Annotated in this window: 15 protein-coding genes; 8 read left to right on the top strand and 7 right to left on the bottom strand. The window is 35.9% G+C overall.

Going from position 1 to position 18,890, the window contains the following annotated elements; all coding sequences use genetic code 11:
• The first annotated feature begins 220 nt into the window (after window positions 1–220).
• The 3 genes from IRZ80_RS04655 (at window position 221) to IRZ80_RS04645 (ending at window position 4,737) form a co-directional block, all read left to right on the top strand.
• Window positions 221–2,317, top strand: coding sequence for a prolyl oligopeptidase family serine peptidase (locus tag IRZ80_RS04655; protein ID WP_410504215.1), 2,097 nt, complete (start codon window positions 221–223; stop codon window positions 2,315–2,317).
• Window positions 2,318–2,481: 164 nt separating this feature from the next.
• Window positions 2,482–3,471 carry an aspartate-semialdehyde dehydrogenase gene (locus tag IRZ80_RS04650; RefSeq protein ID WP_194640401.1) on the top strand — a complete coding sequence of 330 codons (990 nt, stop codon included), beginning with the start codon at window positions 2,482–2,484 and terminating at the stop codon, window positions 3,469–3,471.
• 111 nt (window positions 3,472–3,582) lie between these two features.
• Entirely contained in the window at window positions 3,583–4,737 is a 1,155-nt protein-coding gene (locus IRZ80_RS04645) for a hypothetical protein (protein WP_194640400.1), read from the top strand.
• A gap of 379 nt (window positions 4,738–5,116) precedes the next feature.
• Here IRZ80_RS04645 and IRZ80_RS04640 read toward each other — a convergent pair whose 3' ends face one another.
• Window positions 5,117–5,338: a hypothetical protein gene (locus IRZ80_RS04640; RefSeq protein ID WP_194640399.1), complete on the bottom strand. Its 222-nt coding sequence runs from the start codon at window positions 5,336–5,338 to the stop codon at window positions 5,117–5,119.
• Window positions 5,339–5,578: 240 nt separating this feature from the next.
• Between IRZ80_RS04640 and IRZ80_RS04635 the strand changes: the two genes are divergently transcribed.
• Complete coding sequence (locus IRZ80_RS04635) at window positions 5,579–7,786, top strand: TonB-dependent receptor (protein WP_194640398.1); 2,208 nt, start codon at window positions 5,579–5,581, stop codon at window positions 7,784–7,786.
• A 205-nt stretch (window positions 7,787–7,991) separates the two neighbouring features.
• Here IRZ80_RS04635 and mtgA read toward each other — a convergent pair whose 3' ends face one another.
• Window positions 7,992–8,735 carry a monofunctional biosynthetic peptidoglycan transglycosylase gene (gene mtgA, locus IRZ80_RS04630; RefSeq protein WP_194640397.1) on the bottom strand — a complete coding sequence of 248 codons (744 nt, stop codon included), beginning with the start codon at window positions 8,733–8,735 and terminating at the stop codon, window positions 7,992–7,994.
• 3 nt (window positions 8,736–8,738) lie between these two features.
• Window positions 8,739–9,851, bottom strand: a complete 1,113-nt coding sequence (locus IRZ80_RS04625; RefSeq protein ID WP_194640396.1) for an NAD(P)/FAD-dependent oxidoreductase — start codon at window positions 9,849–9,851, stop codon at window positions 8,739–8,741.
• A 209-nt stretch (window positions 9,852–10,060) separates the two neighbouring features.
• Here IRZ80_RS04625 and IRZ80_RS04620 point away from each other — a divergent pair, with 209 nt between their 5' ends.
• The 4 genes from IRZ80_RS04620 to IRZ80_RS04605 all read left to right on the top strand — a co-directional run bounded on the left by IRZ80_RS04620 (window position 10,061) and on the right by IRZ80_RS04605 (window position 16,449).
• Entirely contained in the window at window positions 10,061–10,474 is a 414-nt protein-coding gene (locus tag IRZ80_RS04620; protein WP_194640395.1) for a hypothetical protein, read from the top strand.
• Window positions 10,475–10,601: 127 nt separating this feature from the next.
• Complete coding sequence (locus tag IRZ80_RS04615) at window positions 10,602–12,503, top strand: alpha/beta hydrolase family protein (protein ID WP_194640394.1); 1,902 nt, start codon at window positions 10,602–10,604, stop codon at window positions 12,501–12,503.
• A gap of 76 nt (window positions 12,504–12,579) precedes the next feature.
• Window positions 12,580–13,776 carry an aminopeptidase C gene (locus tag IRZ80_RS04610; protein ID WP_194640393.1) on the top strand — a complete coding sequence of 399 codons (1,197 nt, stop codon included), beginning with the start codon at window positions 12,580–12,582 and terminating at the stop codon, window positions 13,774–13,776.
• 231 nt (window positions 13,777–14,007) lie between these two features.
• Window positions 14,008–16,449 carry a hybrid sensor histidine kinase/response regulator gene (locus IRZ80_RS04605; protein WP_194640392.1) on the top strand — a complete coding sequence of 814 codons (2,442 nt, stop codon included), beginning with the start codon at window positions 14,008–14,010 and terminating at the stop codon, window positions 16,447–16,449.
• On the opposite strand, the gene IRZ80_RS04600 is transcribed toward IRZ80_RS04605, so the two are convergent.
• The 4 genes from IRZ80_RS04600 to IRZ80_RS04585 all read right to left on the bottom strand — a co-directional run bounded on the left by IRZ80_RS04600 (window position 16,446) and on the right by IRZ80_RS04585 (window position 18,847).
• Window positions 16,446–17,786 (bottom strand): sigma-54-dependent transcriptional regulator, encoded by a 1,341-nt coding sequence (locus tag IRZ80_RS04600; RefSeq protein WP_194640391.1) that lies wholly within the window; start codon window positions 17,784–17,786, stop codon window positions 16,446–16,448. The two genes, IRZ80_RS04605 and IRZ80_RS04600, sit on opposite strands and share 4 nt — an antisense overlap.
• 132 nt (window positions 17,787–17,918) lie before the next feature.
• Window positions 17,919–18,236 carry a PepSY-like domain-containing protein gene (locus tag IRZ80_RS04595; protein ID WP_228520807.1) on the bottom strand — a complete coding sequence of 106 codons (318 nt, stop codon included), beginning with the start codon at window positions 18,234–18,236 and terminating at the stop codon, window positions 17,919–17,921.
• Entirely contained in the window at window positions 18,202–18,498 is a 297-nt protein-coding gene (locus IRZ80_RS04590; protein WP_194640390.1) for a hypothetical protein, read from the bottom strand. The genes IRZ80_RS04595 and IRZ80_RS04590 overlap by 35 nt, the downstream gene beginning before the upstream one ends.
• A gap of 52 nt (window positions 18,499–18,550) precedes the next feature.
• Window positions 18,551–18,847: a hypothetical protein gene (locus IRZ80_RS04585; protein WP_194640389.1), complete on the bottom strand. Its 297-nt coding sequence runs from the start codon at window positions 18,845–18,847 to the stop codon at window positions 18,551–18,553.
• Window positions 18,848–18,890: the final 43 nt, after the last annotated feature.

Here is an 18,890-nt window from a genome sequence, read left to right as displayed (position 1 = left end):
TTGGGTCTTTTTTTATGTTTAAAAACTAGATTTTTCCTTGATTTTCTTAATAGTTCAAAAGAATAAAAACCTGTAATATCTTTAGTAAAACATTGTTGTTCTTTGTGAATTTTGGTTTTAATTAAGTTAAAATGAATTTTTAGCTTTAATTTCTCAAAAAACTTTCCTTATTTTGTTAGGCACTTAACCTAACTTTAAAATGAAAAAAATCCTATTTCTGATGGCTGTATCAACTTCAATGGCTTCTTTGGGGCAGACCCAAAAATCAAGTCCAATAACGTATCCCAAAACAGCAAAAGGCGAAACAGTCGATGTGTATTTTGACACCAAAGTAAGCGACCCATACCGCTGGCTTGAAGACGACAGATCGGCAGAAACTGCTGCTTGGGTAAAGGAACAGAACAAAGTTACTTATGATTATCTGTCCAAAATTCCTTTTAGAGAGGCTTTGAAATCAAGACTCGAAAAACTTTGGAACTACGAAAAAATAAGCGCACCATTTAAAGAAGGGGATTTTATTTATTATTATAAAAACAATGGACTGCAGAATCAATCAGTTTTGTATCGCAAAGATTCCAAAGGCAAAGAAGAAATCTTCCTGGATCCAAATACATTTTCCAAATTAGGCACCACATCATTGGGCGGAGTAAATTTCTCCGAAGACGGATCCAAAGCAGCCTATTCCATTTCAGAGGGCGGAAGTGACTGGAGAAAAGTAATTCTGATTGATGTTTTCAGTTTCAAAAAACTGGAAGATACACTGGTCGATATCAAATTTAGCGGTGTGTCCTGGAAAGGGAACGAAGGGTTTTATTATTCCAGTTACGACAAGCCAAAAGGAAGTGAACTGTCAGCTAAAACCGATCAGCACAAATTATATTATCATAAATTAGGAACATCGCAAAAAGATGATCAGGTTATTTTTGGCGCAGACCAAAAACGCCGTTATGTGGGCGGTTATGTTACCGAGGATGGTCATTATCTGGTAATCACAGCATCCAATGCTACTTACGGAAACGAGCTTTACATTCAGGATCTGACCAAGCCTAACAGTCCTATTGTAACAGTAGTTGATAATTTCAATAGCGACAGCAGTATTATAGAAACCGAAGGCAGTAAATTGTTCATAGAAACCGATTGGAACGCTCCTAACAAACGCATCGTGAGTGTGGATTTCAGCAGTCCAAAACCCGAAAACTGGAAAGACGTAATTCCCGAAACCGAAAATGTTTTGACACCAACGACGGGAGCTGGTTACATTTTTGCTAATTATATGAAAGATGCCGTGTCGATTGTGAGGCAATACGATTATTCAGGCAGATTAGTACGCGAAATTCAGTTGCCGGGCTTAGGAACAGCTTCTGGATTTGGCAGTAAAAAAGAAGAAAAAACACTTTATTATTCGTTTACTAATTACGTAACTGCGGGAACGATTTATTCATTCGAACCAAAATCAGGAAAATCGGCGGTTTATGAAAAACCAAAAGTAGATTTTAAAAGCGAAAATTACGTTTCGTCACAGGTATTTTACACTTCTAAGGATGGTACAAAAATCCCAATGATAATCACTCACAAGAAGGGAATAAAACTCGATGGTAAGAACCCAACAATACTTTACGGTTATGGCGGATTCAATATTAGTTTGACGCCAGCCTTCAGTGTTTCCAATGCGGTTTGGATGGAAAACGGCGGAATTTATGCCGTTGCCAACCTTCGCGGAGGCGGGGAATACGGGAAAAAATGGCACGATGCAGGAACTAAAATGCATAAACAAAACGTTTTTGATGATTTCATCGCAGCTGCCGAATTTCTTATTGCAAAAAAATACACTTCTTCCAGTTTTCTAGCCATTCGAGGCGGGTCCAATGGGGGATTATTGGTAGGAGCTACCATGACACAGCGTCCCGATCTGATGAAAGTCGCTTTGCCAGCCGTGGGTGTGATGGACATGCTGCGCTACCACACCTTTACCTCTGGCGCAGGCTGGGCTTTCGATTATGGAACATCGGCAGACAGTAAAGAAATGTTCGAATACATCAAAAATTATTCGCCTGTTGCTAACGTTAAATCAGGTGTTCAGTATCCCGCGACAATGGTCACTACGGGCGATCACGACGATAGGGTAGTTCCGGCACACAGTTTCAAATTTGCTGCCGAGTTACAGGAAAAACAGTCGGGAATTAATCCCGTTTTAATCCGAATTGATATTAACGCAGGGCACGGAGCAGGAAAATCATTGGCTGCAACTATTCAGGAAAGCTGCGATATTCAGGCTTTTACACTTTATAACATGGGATTTACAGCATTACCAAAATAAGAGGCAGGTGATTTTTGTTCCAAAAAGGTTAGTATCTCAGTAGCCTAACAACAACTTTGTTTGATTTATAACAATTTGTTAATTTTTGTGAAGACCATTGTTTTGTTTTGAATATTACATACTTTTGTCCTTCAAAATAGAAATACACAATAAAAATATATAGAATGAAAATAGCAGTTGTAGGAGCTACCGGAATGGTTGGCGAGATCATGTTGAAAGTATTAGAAGAAAGAAATTTTCCATACACAGAATTAATTCTTGTAGCTTCTGAAAGATCAGTTGGTAAAGTAATTGAATTCAAAGGGCAAAAACATACCGTGGTTGGATTGCAGACAGCAGTAGATATGAAAGCGGATATAGCTTTATTTTCTGCAGGCGGGGGAACTTCATTGGAATGGGCTCCAAAATTTGCTGAAGCAGGAACTACTGTTATTGACAATTCATCAGCTTGGAGAATGGATCCAACTAAAAAATTGGTTGTTCCTGAAATCAATGCCAATCAATTGACAAAAGAGGACAAAATAATTGCCAATCCAAACTGTTCTACCATTCAAATGGTATTGGCTTTGGCTCCATTGCACAAAAAATATAATGTAAAACGTGTAATCGTTTCTACTTACCAATCGATCACTGGAACTGGTGTAAAAGCGGTTCAGCAATTCGAAAACGAAGTGGCCGGAGTAAAAGGCGATATGGTTTACAAATACGAAATCAACCGTAACTGTATCCCGCAATGTGACGTTTTTGAAGATAACGGATACACTAAAGAAGAGATGAAATTGGTGAAAGAAACCAAAAAAATCTTAAGCGACGATTCTATCAAAGTAACGGCTACTGCGGTTCGTGTGCCTGTTGTAGGCGGACATAGCGAAGCGGTGAATGTTGAATTCAGCAATGATTTTGACGTAAACGAGGTTAGAACTATTTTGAGCCAGACTGACGGTGTGGTGGTTCAGGATAATTTAGATACTTTTACTTATCCAATGCCAAAATATGCCGAAGGTAAAAATGATGTTTTCGTCGGCCGTATCCGTCGTGACGAAAGTCAGGACAATACTTTGAATATGTGGATTGTTGCCGATAACTTAAGAAAAGGTGCCGCTACAAATACTATTCAGATTGCAGAATACTTAATTGCAGCAAAATTGGTTTAATCCATTTTTAGAATTAATAAATAAAGAAACTACAACTTTAAATAGTTGTAGTTTTTTTATTTATTTTCGGGTGAAAACTTCTTCAGAATGTTAATATATAGTTGGGATAAAATGAAAAATTATAAGTTGTTAATTCTACTTTTTTCAATTGCTGTAACTTCTAATGGACAAAATATTGTGCCAAATATTTCGGCGAGAGTAGATACCTCTAAAGTATCTGTAAAACAAGTATATCATCTATACAAAAACTACCTTAATTCAAGACCAGACAGCATTTATCAAAATCCCAATTGGAACATAAAGGAAGCGAAATACTATTTAAAAAATAAAATGGTCGTCGACAGGTCCGCCGGTAAAATGTTTTTTTACAACAATTCGATTAAGTTTTTTGCTAACGATATTCCTAAAATATTGCAAATTGACAGTATTGCAGCAAATAGATATCAAATCAAAACTATTTTTGCTGCCAAATGTCCAGACGCTGAAGATGAAAAATTCAATCCGGATTATATTACGAAATTGTATGCTGTGAGAGATGCTGCAGGGCAATTTAAATTAGAGAATACAATTTCCTATGACACTCGAAAATGGGAGAAATACCAATATAAATTTATTAATTATGTAATACATCCAGATTGTGATTTCAACAAAAAAGAAGCGTCAAAGGCGATAGCTTTTTGCGAAAAAACAGCGAAGCAGTTTAATCTCAAAGTGGAACCTTTTACATATTACATATTGCCGAATTCAGATGAAATGGGTAAACTTTATAATTTTGATTATTGGATGTCGTATTTAGGAGGGCAAACATTGACTTCTATTCGAGAAATTTTTACAACCTATGGCAAAGAGAGCTATCCACACGAGTTTGTTCATATGTTATTTCCTGCTTCAAAAGATAATGTTTCAGGATGCCCAATGATTATTACTGAAGGCATAGCTACATGGCTGGCAGGACCAAACAGTAAGGAAACTTTTGAAGAAGCATTAAAAGGAGTTTCAAAAACATTTCAAAAACAGGAAAAAATTACATTAGATGATATAATGACTTTTAAAATCAGGAATAAATTTGATAACAGTATTTTATATGTCACCGGCGGAGTAATTTGCAAACTTGTTTATGAAAAACAGGGCAAAGAAGGAATTTGGAAATTGTACAATTCCAACAAGGAAAACTTTAATTCGGTTTTAGAAAAACAATTTGGGATGAGCTATAGAGAAGTGGAAACATTAGTTATAAAGACAATAAAAGAGTATAATGTAAAATAGAAAGAAAATTGCTTTAATTCTTTTTACATTTTAATAACTACAAAAACTACAATTTAAACGGTTGTAGTTTTTTTGTTTTACTACCTTTGCAGCGTGAAAAGGAAACAGCTCATAATAAATCTCTCATTAGTTGTTACAATATTGTTCTCAATATTGTTTCAGTCTTTTGATAGTATAAGCCACCTTCAAGAGAAGTTTTCCGAAAAAGAATGTCATCACACTTATAATTCCAGTGCCGAGTTTACACACCAGCATCATAGTTTTGACCATTGTTATGTTTGCCAGTTTGGTTTTAGCAGTTTTATAACACCAATAAAATATTCCTATGCATTCTTCGCTGGGAAATATAATATTCCTTATTTCTTTACATACACCGAATCTATTTTTTCATTTTCGGGCAGTCTGTATTCCCATCGCGGCCCCCCAATTCATAACTGCCGCTAAAATTATTTGAAGCGAAAGAATTGGCTTTATCGGCAATAATAGTTCCGTTTTCCGTTGCACCCGAGCGATAGCGAACTGACGAAGTAATCTTGTATGCCGAACACCGGCACACAAGGATTTTTGCTGCAATCGGGGCTAAAGAGCCGTCGTAGTGCATTTTTGGAATTATTGCCAAACGTTATCAAATATTTTTGGCATAATCCATAAATCCGCGCAAATCTGTTTGATCTGCGTCATCCGTGTTCTATTGCGGAATTTGTAAATTTTTCAAATAAAAAAAGCACCACAAAGGCTAAATCCAATAAGAGATTTAGTCTCTAATTCAACTATTCACAAAACATTTTCAATCATTGCTGTCTTTTAAAAAGATCATTGATTGGAAAATAACATACATTATATGAAACAATATTTATTAGTCCTCTTTCTAGGACTTACCACTTTTTTACAGGCACAAAACACCGTAACGGGAAAAGTAACCGATACCAAAAACAGTCCTTTAATTGGAGTTGTCGTTTATGCTGATGAGGCGCATAAGTCAGCAAAAACAGATGAAAACGGAATGTATACTTTGAGCGGACTTCCAAACGGAGAGGAAACTCTGGTGTTTTCATATGTAGGTTTTGCGGGGCAAAACAAAAAGATCCAAAAAGTTCAAAATACGCAGACACTCGATATCGTTATGGATGAAATGGCTTTTCAAATGGACGAGGTTATTGTCTCCACCCCTTTCTCCAAGTTACAGTCCCAAAACGTGATGAAAGTCGACCGCGAAAGCGTGAAATCTATGCAGGAAAAAGGAAGCGCCACTTTGATAGAAGGCTTGGCAGCAATTCCTGGAGTTTCGCAGGTTTCTACGGGAACATCAATCGGAAAACCAGTAATCCGCGGATTGAGCGGTAACCGTGTTTTGGTTTATACACAAGGAATTAGATTGGAGAATCAGCAGTTTGGTGACGAACACGGTTTGGGATTAAATGATGCCGGAGTGGAAAATGTTGAAGTTATAAAAGGTCCGGCTTCTTTACTGTATGGTTCGGATGCGCTGGGCGGCGTTCTGTTTTTTAATCCCGAAAAATTTGCTTTGGCCAATACTTTTCAAGGTGATTTTGGACAGCGGATGTTTTCAAATACACTTGGATCAAACACAACTTTAGGGCTGAAAGCATCTACTGATAATTGGAAATATTTAATCCGCGGTGCTTACAGCACCCAATCTGATTATAAAATTCCCGATGGTGACCGTGTGACTAACACCCGTTTTCAGGAAATGGATTTCAAAGCAGGAATCGGGTATAGTAATGCCAAATTTTCGAGCGTTTTGAGATACAATTACAATAACTTGGATTTAGGAATTCCCGAAGATGGAATTGCGGATCAAACTACAACTAAAAAAACCGCTTTCCCAAAACAAGGTGTTTCCAATAATTTATTCTCTCTGAACAACACGCTATTTTTTAGTAATTCAAAAATGGATGTGAATTTGGGATTTATTCAAAATGACCGGAGCGAGTTTGAAGACAGTGATGTGGCGGTCCTTCATATGGTTTTAAACACATTCGATTATAATGTCAAATACTATCTGCCGGCAATAGGCAAAGTAGAGACTATTGTTGGCGTTCAGGGAATGTCCCAAAGCAATAAAAACTTGGGGGAAGAATATTTAATTCCAAATGCAGCGACCAATGATTTTGGGATTTTTGCAACAGGGATTTATGGCTGGGGTTCAAATTCTTTACAGGCAGGTATTCGATTTGATAACAGACATTTAGTTTCTGACGAACATGGAATTGCTGATGAAGAAGGTTATTTTGAAGCACTTGATAAAAAGTATGACAGTTTCAATGCCTCATTGGGATACAAAACAAATTTTGCTAAAGATTTGACTTTTCGATTAAATGCAGCAACAGGTTTTAGAGCTCCAAATCTGGCGGAACTTTCGTCCAATGGTGTTCACGAAGGCACATTTCGTTATGAAATTGGAAATTCTAATTTGAAAACTGAGCAAAACCTCCAGACCGATTTGGATTTGGAATACAAAAGCACTCATTTTGAATTTAGCGTAAGCGGTTTTTACAATCATATCAGCGATTATATCTATTCCTCTCCAAGCGGTGCCGAAATAGATGGTTTTAAAGTGTATGATTATATTCAGAACAATGCCAGTCTTTACGGTGGAGAAGCTGCACTGCACATTCACCCGCATCCGTTGGATTGGCTGCATTTTGAAACCAATTTTGAAACCGTAACCGGAAAACTGCAGGATGGAGGTTACTTGCCTCAAATTCCGGCGAACAACTGGGACAACACAATAAAAACCGATTTTAAACTTGGTAAATGGCTTGAGGACAGTTTTGCAACTTTGAATGTTTCAACTACTTTGAGTCAGAAGAAAATTAGCGGTTTTGATATTCCTTCGGATGGCTACACTTTGCTGAATATGGGTTTTGGCGGAAAAGTAAATCTCGGAAAAACTGCTTTTGACGTTAATCTGAATGGAAACAATCTGCTGAACAAAACGTATATTCCGCATCTGTCACGATTGGCAGCTTCTGGAATACCTAACCTGGGAAGGAATTTTGTTTTGGGTGTTGCGTTCAAATTTTAAAATTTTAAAAAAGCAGAATGTTGATTTTTGCCCCGATTACAATGGAAATCCTTATAAGCCGGGGTTCGGCTTATTATAAGATTACTTTGTCAGTTCGCTATTGCTCGGGAGTAATGGAAACGGAGAGGATTCTTGTTGAAAATGGCTAATCTTTCTGCTCCAAAAAAAACAAACCCCAATGGCTAATTGCTATTGGGGTTTTGTTTTAATATTCCACTTTTCCGATCTGTCTCATAATCCGGACAATTTTTGTCTTTCGATTGTTGATGTACGATGAGGAACTGGTTGCTTTGTATTTCCTTGGATTGGGCAGAATAGCTGCGATTCCGGCGGCCTGCTGCATCGTTAAACTGGATGCGTCTCTGCGATACCAATGCTCGGTTGCGGCATAAGCGCCGTATACGCCATCGCCCATTTCGATGCTATTGAGGTATACTTCCATGATGCGTTTTTTGCCCCAAATGAGTTCTATCAAAACGGTAAAATAAGCTTCCAGACCTTTACGAAGGTAGCTTCGTCCCTGCCAAAGGAAAACATTTTTGGCAGTCTGCTGCGATATAGTGCTTCCGCCTCTTACCTTTCGGCCTCGTTCATTGCTTTTATAGGCTTTTTGCATAGCTATAAAATCAAAACCGTTATGTGTTAGGAAAGTACCGTCTTCGCTTGCAATCACTGCTTTTTGCAGGTTCATCGAAATTTTATCAATGGGTTCCCAATCGTGGCTGAAATGATTTTCTTTATCAGCCGAATTGTTTTCGAAGTAACGGATAACCATTAAAGGAGTGAATGGAACGGGCACGAATTTAAAAAGTACAACAGATGCTATTGATAGTCCAAAAAACCATAACAATACTTTGAGTAAAAACCATTTTACTTTAGTCATAAAGCCTCCCTGTTTTTTTTTTGCGGGCTTCTTTGTTGTTTTTTTGGGTGTTATTTTGGTTGCCATTTTTTATGCTAAATCTGCTAATTCTGTTCCTATTAAACTGCCTATTGCTACTCCCATGCCACCAAGACGAACGCCACAGTACACATTTTCAGAGAGTTGTTCGATAATTGGTTTTTTACTGTTGCCAATGCCCATAATGCCGCTCCATCGGTGTTCAATCTGAACTTCTTGGTTAGGCAAAATTACTTTTTTTAATAAGTCTTCCAATTTTTTTTGCACAATTTCTGTCTGGCCGAATTCGGTCGTGTTTTCGGTTTCAAAATCCAGATTTCTGCCTCCGCCAAGCAATATTCTATCACCAATATTTCTAAAATAATAATAGCCTCTGTCCAAATGAAAAGTTCCCTTTATATCAAGATTTGGAATTGGTTCTGTGATTAGAACCTGTGCTCTTGCGGGTTTTACACTGCCTTTGGTGAGTTCGTTGGCGAAACCATTGGTTGCAAACAATAATTTTTTGGCAGTGAAGCTAAAATCTCCCAAGGCAACTTCAACACTGTTTTCGTTATCAATATAAGAAGTTAGAGTCTGCTGGTTGAGAATTAAAATATCTTCTGAAATTGCTTTTTTCAGCAAAGCCTGCATCATATTTCCAGTGTCGATTTGAGCTTCAAAGGGATTGAAAATTAAATAGTCATGGATGTTTCCAAAACCAAAGCGGTCTACTTCTTTGGCAAAAACATCCGCTTTAAAAAAAGGTTTTAAAATATCGTTTATGAAAGATAATTTATTCGAGCATTCTGAAAAACTGCTTTCATCATCTTTTAAAAACAATTCATAACCTCCATAAGGCTTGAAGTCAATCACGTTGTCACCAAGATTTTTTCTTAATAACTGCAGTCCGTTCCATCTTTTTTGAATGAGCTGAATTACTTCTTCTTCGGTATGTGATTTTAAATCTTCTATGATTTCTGAAATACTTCCAAAACAGGCGAATCCTGCATTTTTAGTACTGGCACCTTGCGGAAGCATTCCTTTTTCGAGTATTAATATTTTACTGGCTGGATACTTTTCGCGCAGGCGTAATGCGGTATGAAGCCCTACAATACCGCTTCCCGCAATGGCAAAATCTACGTTAGTAAACCAATTCTTTATTTCCCAATAGCTTAACTGCATTTGACTTTTTTTATAAAATTAAATATTTTTTTAGTTTTAAACACCTTCTATCTAATATCATCCGAAGATACAAGTTTTTTGAAATACGTAATTATTTCAAATGTGATATAATTTGGCATTATAATTGTGACGTAAATAAAGGCTTTATTAATAAGATTTTTTCATTTGATGAAATCTGAACCTGAAAATTTAAATTAAAATACTTTGTTATGTTTGAAAATATTGATGAGCTCATAGAAGTTAATATGAAGCTGCTGTATGCATCGAAATCCCAATATATGATGCGTATTAATTTCAAGGATGAATATGGTTTTAATCTGAAAAATTCCAAAGCCTTTGCAGATATTTTAGTTAAAAAAGGACTTGTTTTGCTGGAAAGCAGTCAAGGTTTTAGATGTGATCTGACAGATTTAGGAAAACAGATTTATGAGAACGGCGGATGGATAAAGTATATGCAGACTGTTGAAACATTTTCAAAAATTAATTCTGCATCTGCATTTGATTCTCAAGCAAAAAAAATGGAGAAATCACTCTTAAAAAAAATAATGATTGCAAGTATAATTATATTAGTATTGTGCTTTTTTTTCACCCTGATTACTGCTGAAATACTACATAAACAGTAAATTTTTATCTCCATTTTTCGGCCAGAAAATGTTTCAATTCTTTTAAGTTTTTTTTAAGTGCAGTCATTTGTTCTTATTGAAGATTATATTGCTATATTTGAAAACTGAACATATATTTTCAATAATTATGAAAAAAACACTCTTTTTAATGATAACTATGATGGGTTTAACCGCGAGTGCTCAAAATGTAATGACTCCAGAATTACTTTGGAAATTAGGACGAATTTCTCCATTAGGAATTTCAAAAGACGGCAGGAATGCTGTCTATAAAGTATCAACTCCTTCTGTCGATGAAAACAAATCCAGTTCGAAGTATTATACCGTAGCTATTAATGGCGGAGCTGCTGTAGAAATTAAGGATACAAAAGAGATTTTGGCTGATAAAAGTATCTCTCCTGACGGAAAATTTATTGTTTACAATGAGGAAGTAAAAATCGATAAAGTATTAGGGAAAGATTTTTACCCAGATTTAGACAAATCCAATGTTCAAATCTATAACGGTTTAGATTACCGCCACTGGGATACTTGGAACGAGGGGAAATTTAATCACGTTTTTTACAAAGAAAATAAAGAAGGTGCTGTAGGAATTGATATTCTAAAAGGAGAAAATTTCGACAGTCCGCAAAAACCTTTTGGCGGTGATGAAGATTATATCTGGTCGCCGGACAGTAAAAGCATTGTATATGTGTGCAAGAAAAAAGCAGGAACTCAATATGCGATTTCTACAGATACTAATATATACGAATACAATCTGGAATCTGGAAAAACGATCAACAGATCTGAGGGGAATTTGGGTTATGATACAGCGCCACAGTTTTCTCCTTCTGGAGATTTGACTTGGCTGCAGATGAAACGTGACGGATATGAATCGGACAAAAACGATTTGATTGTTAGTTTCAAAGGCATGAAAATGAATCTGACTGCAAATTGGGACGGAACAGTAGACAGTTTTATGTGGAGTCAGGATGGCAGAAAAATTTACTTTATTGCGCCAATAGACGGAACAAAACAATTATTTGAAGTGAATTTCCCTGGATTGACCAGAATAGCAGTTCAAGTTCACCAAATTACAAATGGTGATTTTGATGTAAGTGATTTGGTAGGCTTTTCAGGAGATAATATCATTGTTTCAAGAACTGACATGAATCACGCAGCAGAATTATTCTCCTATAATTTAAAGAAAAATACTTGGAAACAGCTCACGAATGTTAATACTGCGACTTATTCATCATTAGTATTAAGCAAAACTGAAAGACGTTATGTAACAACTACTGATGGCAAAAAAATGCTGGTATGGGTAATTCTTCCTCCTAATTTTGATGCTTCCAAAAAATACCCGACACTTTTATTCTGCCAAGGAGGACCGCAGTCTCCATTGACACAATCGTATTCTTTCCGTTGGAATTTTCAATTAATGGCTGCTAACGGATACGTTGTTGTAGCACCAAACCGCCGCGGTATGCAGGGACACGGGGTGGAATGGAACGAACAGATCAGTAAAGATTGGGGAGGACAGGTAATGGACGATTACTTGTCGGCTATTGACGATGTTGTCAAAGAGAGTTATGTAGATAAAACCCGTTTGGGCTGTGTTGGCGCTAGTTACGGAGGGTATTCTGTATTTTATTTAGCAGGAATCCATAATAACAGATTTAAAACTTTTATTGCTCATGACGGAGTTTTCAATACTCAGAGTATGTTTGGAACTACCGAGGAAGTTTTCTTCAACAATTGGGATTTTGGCGGTGCATACTGGGAGAAAGACAATGCTGTGGCACAAAAAGCATACACAAAGTTCAATCCTATTAATTATGTCCAAAACTGGAACACACCTATTTTAATAATTCAGGGAGGAATTGATTTTAGAGTGCCAATTGGTCAGGGGCAGGAAGCATTTCAGGCGGCTCAATTAAGAGGAATCAAAAGCAGATTTCTTTATTTTCCAGAAGAAAATCACTGGGTGCTGCATCCTCAGAACGCTCAGATCTGGCAGAAAGAATTTTACAAATGGCTTAATGAAACCTTGTAAATCTTAAATGAATCAATATTTTTGTAACAATATTTCGTCTTTTGTTACATATTAAAAAATCTTAACCTATTTGAAAATGTATAAATTATCAATCAAACCGTTTTTTATTGCGACAGCTTTAGTTGTTGGAATGCACACTATGACTGCTCAAGACGGGTTGGTCAACTCATTGAAAGTAAATGCCAGCGCAAAAAGTGCTGAGAGTTTCCAGTTTACCGATGTAATTAATTTAGGGAATACTTCTATCAAAAATCAAGGTTCATCAGGAACCTGCTGGAGTTATTCTACTAATTCCTTTTTAGAATCAGAAATGATCAGAATTGGAAAACAGCCAGTAGAATTGTCTCAGGTTTTTTCTGCTAGAAACGCTTATGTCGAAAAAGGAAAAAACTACGTGCGTATGCATGGTGCAGTAACCTTGGGCGACGGAGGAGAATTACATGACGTCATCAATATGTACAGAAAGTACGGAGCAGTTCCTCAATCAGTTTACACCGGTTTAAACTATGGAACTTCCAAAAATAAATTTGCCGAAATGGCTTCATTGACTGAAGCAGTATTGACTGCAGTAGTTAAAAATCCAAACGGCGAACTTACTCCAAACTGGGAAAAAGCGTATGCTGCTGTAATAGATTCTTATTTGGGACAGGTTCCAGAAAACTTCACATACAAAGGTAAAAGCTACACACCTCAAAGCTTTGCCAAAGAAGTGGTAGGAATAAATCCGGATGAATATGTTGAATTTGCTTCTTATGCGAATCAGCCTTATTATTCCAAAACGATGATGATGGTTCCCGATAACTGGTCATTTGATTTGGTGTATAACATCAAAATGAATGACATGACGGCCATCATTGACAACGCTTTAAAAAACGGTTATACAGTAGCCTGGGCCTCAGATGTGAGTGAGAAAAGTTTTAGCTGGAAGAATGGGGTGGCTTACGTTCCTGCCAAAAAGTTTGACGAAATGACTGCCGAGGAAAAAGAGAACATGTTCAACGGTCCAAAACCAGAATTGGAAATCACTGAAGAAATTCGTCAGAAAGCATTCGACAATTACCAAACAACCGATGATCACGCCATGCATATCGTAGGTATTGCCAAAGATCAAATGGGCAAAGAATATTATATCGTAAAAAATTCTTGGGGAACTACAAATGATTACAAAGGATATTTATACGTGAGCAAGAATTTTGTAAAATACAAAACCACTTCCTTGATGGTAAATAAAGGAGGGGTTCCATCAGATATCGTTAAGAAAATTGGTGCTTAAAACTAATTTAAACACTACTTCAAAAGCCGTTTCATAAATCTGAAACGGCTTTTTTTTTGAAATGTAAATTGACCTACTATTGGCTTCCTCTCCTTTGGAAAGGGCTTGGGGTGAGGTAAAAAACTATTTCATATTTCTGGTTTTATTTATAATTGGAATGGGACATCAGTGTAAAAGATAATTCTTCTAAATACTAAGGACTAAAGCTTCCAAAACAGCGTTATATAGTTTATGGAAAACAAAAAAAGTTATACGCCCGTTAAAGTCCTTTTAGGTTATCTTGCACTGATAGCATTAGTCCTTACTGTAGGCTGGGTTTTATATTCTGAAAATGTGGTTTACAGCAGACTCGAAGATAAAATTGCTTTCGAAAAAACGAAGATTTTAAAAGTCAGCAAGCTTTTCTCGAATATTTACAAGACTGAAAGTTTAGGACGCAAAACAATCCAGACAAATTCCGAAAAAGATTTTAAAAGCTATCTTGTCGAAACCGATTCCTTAAAATCGAGAATAGATACGCTAAAACAAATTGTTACAACACAATATCAAAAGACTTTATTGGATAGTGTAACTTATTTATTGTCCGAGAAAACTAAAAATATCCGTCAATTAAAAGCTATAAAAAATAAGGCCGATGATGAAGTTTCAGTAGATAATGCCATTAATGAAATCACCAGAATGGAGTCCAAACTCCGTAAACTGGTTTTAAAGGATTTTGCCAAAAATCCAGAACAATTAGGAAGTTATCAGCGGAACGTACTCCGAAAATATGTCGATTATCTTAATCAGAACATTCCAGACGACAGCACAAATACACTCAGCAAAAAAGCTTCGGATTCTATTCTTGCCAATTCGAAAAAGCTCTTAACATCAGTAAAAGTAAAAGCGGAAAAGAAAAAGGTTTCGCTAAATTTTCAGGAAAACAAACTGCTCAAAAATGAAATCGCTATCTCCGAACAGCTTCGGAAAGTGCTTCGGATTATTGAACGTGAAATCATTATCAGCTCTATAAAAAACAATACACTTAAAGAAAAATCATTAAAAAAAGTCAACGAAGTCGTAATGACATCGGCAATAATAGGTTTAGTATTGACATTGATTTTCTCGATTTTAATTGTGAGCGATTATTCTAAGTCACAATTGTATAAAAAACAGCTGGAAATCGCCAATTTCAAAACCAAAAATCTGCTAAAAAGCCGCGAACAGTTAATCTCAACTGTTAGCCATGATTTGAAAACGCCTTTGAGTACCATTGTTGGCTACACTGAACTTTTAGGCAATTCTGATGTCAATACAAAACAGTCGTATTTTGTCAAAAACATTAAGGATTCTTCCACATACATTACGCAGTTAGTTCAGGATTTATTGGACTTTTCCCAAATAGAAGCAGGAAAAATCACAATTGAAAAAGTTCCTTTTTTATTGCCCGAAGTTATCGAAGAGGCAGCCAGAAGCATTCAGGCAGTTTATAAACAAAAAAATATTGATCTAGTCATCGATATTGATGAAAATCTGCAAGCTAGAATTGTAGGCGATCCGTTTCGCCTCAAACAGATTCTGAGCAACATTATAGGGAATGCCTATAAGTTTACAGATGAGGGATATATTAAAATCAACGCTAGGAAAAATGCAGACGATAGTTTTTATAGCATTTCTATTGCAGATTCTGGAATTGGAATCGAGAAAGAAAACCAGAAATTTGTCTTTGAAGAATTTACTCAGGCCAACGAAAACATCGAAAAAAAATACGGAGGAACAGGCTTAGGGCTGTCCATCTGTCAAAAAATCGTCACTATTTTAGAAGGAAATTTAAAACTGGAAAGTGAGTTTGGCAAAGGAAGTACTTTTATAATTAATCTTCCTTTGCAATTTGACAATAGTGTAAACACTTTTCCTCAAGCAGAAAAACCAATTTTTGCCGATACAAAAAAATATACTTTTATAGTTATTGATGATGACATCAATCTGCTGCATTTAACCAGCAGTGTCTTAAAACAGGAAGGTCACACGGTTTTATCATTTGACAGTGCTGTCAAAGCTTTGGAAATAATCGAAAATACTGATTTTGATTTTATAATTACCGATATTCAGATGCCTGTAATGGATGGATTTTCATTTGTTGAAAAATTAAAAAACTCTAATTATTCCACATACAATAACCAGCCGATAATTGCACTTACAGGCCGTGCCGATTTGGAATATTCTGATTGTATCGATGCTGGATTTACAACCGTAATCAAAAAGCCGTATTCGCCAAAAGTACTGCTGGAAATCATGCAGTATATTTTACAAAACAAAGATTTTACAGATATTAGAATCAATACTGCTGAGGAAATTTCAATTCCGAAACTATATTCTTTAAAAACCTTAAAACAATTTTTAGGAAACGATACTATAGCTTTAAATGTATTTTTAAAACAATTTATTGAAAGCAGTAAAAACAACATTGCTTATCTGGAAAATGCGGTTCATGAAAAAAACACTTTAGAAATCAATGCAATTGCACACAGAATAGCACCAATGTTCCGGCAGATTGAAGCAGATGAAATAAGCAGAATTTTGGAGTTATTAGAGAAAAGTGAGTTAGCCGTCTTGGATTTAGGAAGTCTGCTGAACTCTCTAAAAATAAAAAGCGGCTTGCTTTTTTCAGCTTTAAATAAGGAAATGGGCTAAGTGATATTGTATTGCTTTAATTTATTGTAAAGCGTTTTTCGGGTTATTTTTAGCAATTTTGCTGCTTCCGATTTGTTATTCTGAGTTTTTGACAAGGCATTAATAATGGTTTCTTTTTCATTTTCGGATAAAGAAAAAGCATCGCTTGAACTCTGCTGTTTTTGTATTTGAAAAAATTCTGAAGGCAAAACATCGCTTTCAATATAATTGCCACGGGTTAAAAGAGTGGCGCGTTTTACACAATTCTGCAGTTCACGCAGATTGCCCGGCCAGCTGTATTTTTGAAAAATAGCAACAACTTCCGGCGAAAAGCCTATTATTTCTTTATTGAGCTGCTGATTAGCTTTCTCCAGAAAATAATCGGCAAAAACCATTAGATCCTCGTCCCTGTCTGTTAACGAAGGGGACAGAATGGAAAACTCATTTATTCTATGATATAAATCTTCTCTGAAATCACCATTTTTGACTGCTTCACGCAAATCTTCATTCGTCGCGGTAACAATTCGGATATCAACATTAATTTCTTTGTTGCTGCCAACTGGCTTAATTTTCCGCTCTTGCAAAGCTCTCAGCAATTGGATCTGGTTTTCATAAGAAAGATTTCCAATTTCGTCCAAAAAAAGAGTTCCTCCATTTGCTGCTTCAAAATATCCTATTTTATCGCTGATGGCTCCAGTAAAAGATCCTTTAAGATGGCCGAAAAATTCACTCGCAGCCAATTCTTTTGGTATTGCACCACAATCTACAGCAATAAAATTATTGTTCTTTCTGCTGCTCTGCTGATGGATGCTTTTTGCTATAATTTCTTTTCCTGTGCCGCTTTCCCCAATAATTAAAACAGACATATCAGTTGGGCTCACCAGCTGTATATGATCTAATAATTTTTTTGAAGCAACTGAAATACCTTTTACAAATTCATTTTCAGAAGCTGTTTGTCTTTTAATCGCTTTCTTTTCTTTGACTGGAATTTCTTCTTGTGAAGACTGCATTGCATTTGTAATGACTAATAAAACCTCGTCTGGATTAAAAGGCTTCGAAATATAATCAGCAGCGCCGTTTTTGATGGCTTTTACGGCAGTATTTACATCCGAATATCCAGTCATGAGGATAACTGGTATTTCTGGATTTGAATTTTTGAATTCTGTCATTAACCCAATTCCGTCTGAATCTGGTAAACGGATGTCCATCAAAATCAGATTAAAGGATTCATTTTTGATGGCTGTTCTAGCTTCGGATGCAGAAAAAGCAATGGTCACATCGTATCCTTTCTTTATTAGAAATTTTTCTAATAATCTGCAGAATGAAATATCATCTTCTATTAGTAATATCTTTGACATGTGTTTTTTAGTCCTTTTCTGCTAAAATAGCACTAATAAACTTGGATTGTCATAAAATTATGCAAAAAAAGAGATTGCCCTAACAATCTCTTTTTCGTCAAAAACATAAATCCAATTCCCCCAAATATGGTTTTACCGGTTGCCATTAACATCTGTATAAACAGTAGCTTTCTGGTTATTAACTGATAATTCTAGTTTGTATTCTTTTTTCTGGTTCACATATGTTTTGATAAGCTTCGTGCCAGAATATGCTTTTTCTAAGGCTGCTTTTATTGTGGCAGGGACTGTATTCACGCTGACTTCTGTGTATTGAGATTCAATATCAGATTGGATCTTTGTATACCTGTCAGCGTAAATTGCTGCGCATCTTAAAATAATAGCCGCTGTTAAGATCAGCATTTTTATAATGTTTGTTTTATTTTTTGATCCATGTCCCATCTGCATTTGCATACAGAGAACCTATTTTGTCACCAACAGTAACTTCGAGTTTATATTGTGATTTTGCATTTTTATATGCTTTCGAAAGAACCCCGTCTGGATATGCTTTTTTAAGAGCATCGGTCACTGCAACAGGAACTTCCTCTAATTTTATTTCAGTGTATTCCTCTTGAAGGGAAACTGCTTTTACAATTGTATTTGAAATAGGAGAAACTGAAGCGTAAGAAGCCAAACCTCCTAAAACTATTGTGGCTGATAGAAATAAATTTTTCATAATGATTGTATTTAGTAATGTTTATTGTTTAAATTTTTAAAACTCGGTGAAATTATTTTTTAATCCAGGTTCCGTCTTCATTTGCAAAAAGGGTTTCTGTTTTCCCGCCGGCAGTAATATCTAATTTGTATTCCTTTTTTTCGTTTTTGTATGCTTTAGTAATTACTGCATCAGCTGGATATGCTTTTTTGAAAGCGTCATTAACAGCAGTTGGTAATTCTTCTAATTTAATTTCAGTGTATTCATCTCCGATAGAAATGGTTTTTACAATAGTGACTGGAGCTGTAGTCGAAGCAAATGAAGTTAAACTTCCTAAAGCAATTGCGGCTGATAAAAATAAATTTTTCATAATGTTTTATTTTAATTATTTAAATTGTTGTTTACGCTTTAGA

It is taken from the genome of Flavobacterium sp. HJJ (assembly GCF_015351475.1).
In the GTDB taxonomy this organism is placed as follows: Bacteria; Bacteroidota; Bacteroidia; order Flavobacteriales; family Flavobacteriaceae; genus Flavobacterium; species Flavobacterium marginilacus.
The sequence above is the reverse complement of the archived record's forward strand: the minus strand, read 5'-3'. Positions and strand labels throughout refer to the sequence as shown.

What these genes read in the sequence shown, in the direction of transcription:
- IRZ80_RS04655 (WP_410504215.1), top strand. Translation starts at nt 221, where the DNA reads ATGGCTGTATCAACTTCAATGGCTTCTTTGGGGCAGACCCAAAAATCA.
- IRZ80_RS04650 (WP_194640401.1), top strand. Translation starts at nt 2,482, where the DNA reads ATGAAAATAGCAGTTGTAGGAGCTACCGGAATGGTTGGCGAGATCATG.
- IRZ80_RS04645 (WP_194640400.1), top strand. Translation starts at nt 3,583, where the DNA reads ATGAAAAATTATAAGTTGTTAATTCTACTTTTTTCAATTGCTGTAACT.
- IRZ80_RS04640 (WP_194640399.1), bottom strand. Translation starts at nt 5,338, where the DNA reads ATGCACTACGACGGCTCTTTAGCCCCGATTGCAGCAAAAATCCTTGTG.
- IRZ80_RS04635 (WP_194640398.1), top strand. Translation starts at nt 5,579, where the DNA reads ATGAAACAATATTTATTAGTCCTCTTTCTAGGACTTACCACTTTTTTA.
- mtgA (WP_194640397.1), bottom strand. Translation starts at nt 8,735, where the DNA reads ATGGCAACCAAAATAACACCCAAAAAAACAACAAAGAAGCCCGCAAAA.
- IRZ80_RS04625 (WP_194640396.1), bottom strand. Translation starts at nt 9,851, where the DNA reads ATGCAGTTAAGCTATTGGGAAATAAAGAATTGGTTTACTAACGTAGAT.
- IRZ80_RS04620 (WP_194640395.1), top strand. Translation starts at nt 10,061, where the DNA reads ATGTTTGAAAATATTGATGAGCTCATAGAAGTTAATATGAAGCTGCTG.
- IRZ80_RS04615 (WP_194640394.1), top strand. Translation starts at nt 10,602, where the DNA reads ATGAAAAAAACACTCTTTTTAATGATAACTATGATGGGTTTAACCGCG.
- IRZ80_RS04610 (WP_194640393.1), top strand. Translation starts at nt 12,580, where the DNA reads ATGTATAAATTATCAATCAAACCGTTTTTTATTGCGACAGCTTTAGTT.
- IRZ80_RS04605 (WP_194640392.1), top strand. Translation starts at nt 14,008, where the DNA reads ATGGAAAACAAAAAAAGTTATACGCCCGTTAAAGTCCTTTTAGGTTAT.
- IRZ80_RS04600 (WP_194640391.1), bottom strand. Translation starts at nt 17,786, where the DNA reads ATGTCAAAGATATTACTAATAGAAGATGATATTTCATTCTGCAGATTA.
- IRZ80_RS04595 (WP_228520807.1), bottom strand. Translation starts at nt 18,236, where the DNA reads ATGCAAATGCAGATGGGACATGGATCAAAAAATAAAACAAACATTATA.
- IRZ80_RS04590 (WP_194640390.1), bottom strand. Translation starts at nt 18,498, where the DNA reads ATGAAAAATTTATTTCTATCAGCCACAATAGTTTTAGGAGGTTTGGCT.
- IRZ80_RS04585 (WP_194640389.1), bottom strand. Translation starts at nt 18,847, where the DNA reads ATGAAAAATTTATTTTTATCAGCCGCAATTGCTTTAGGAAGTTTAACT.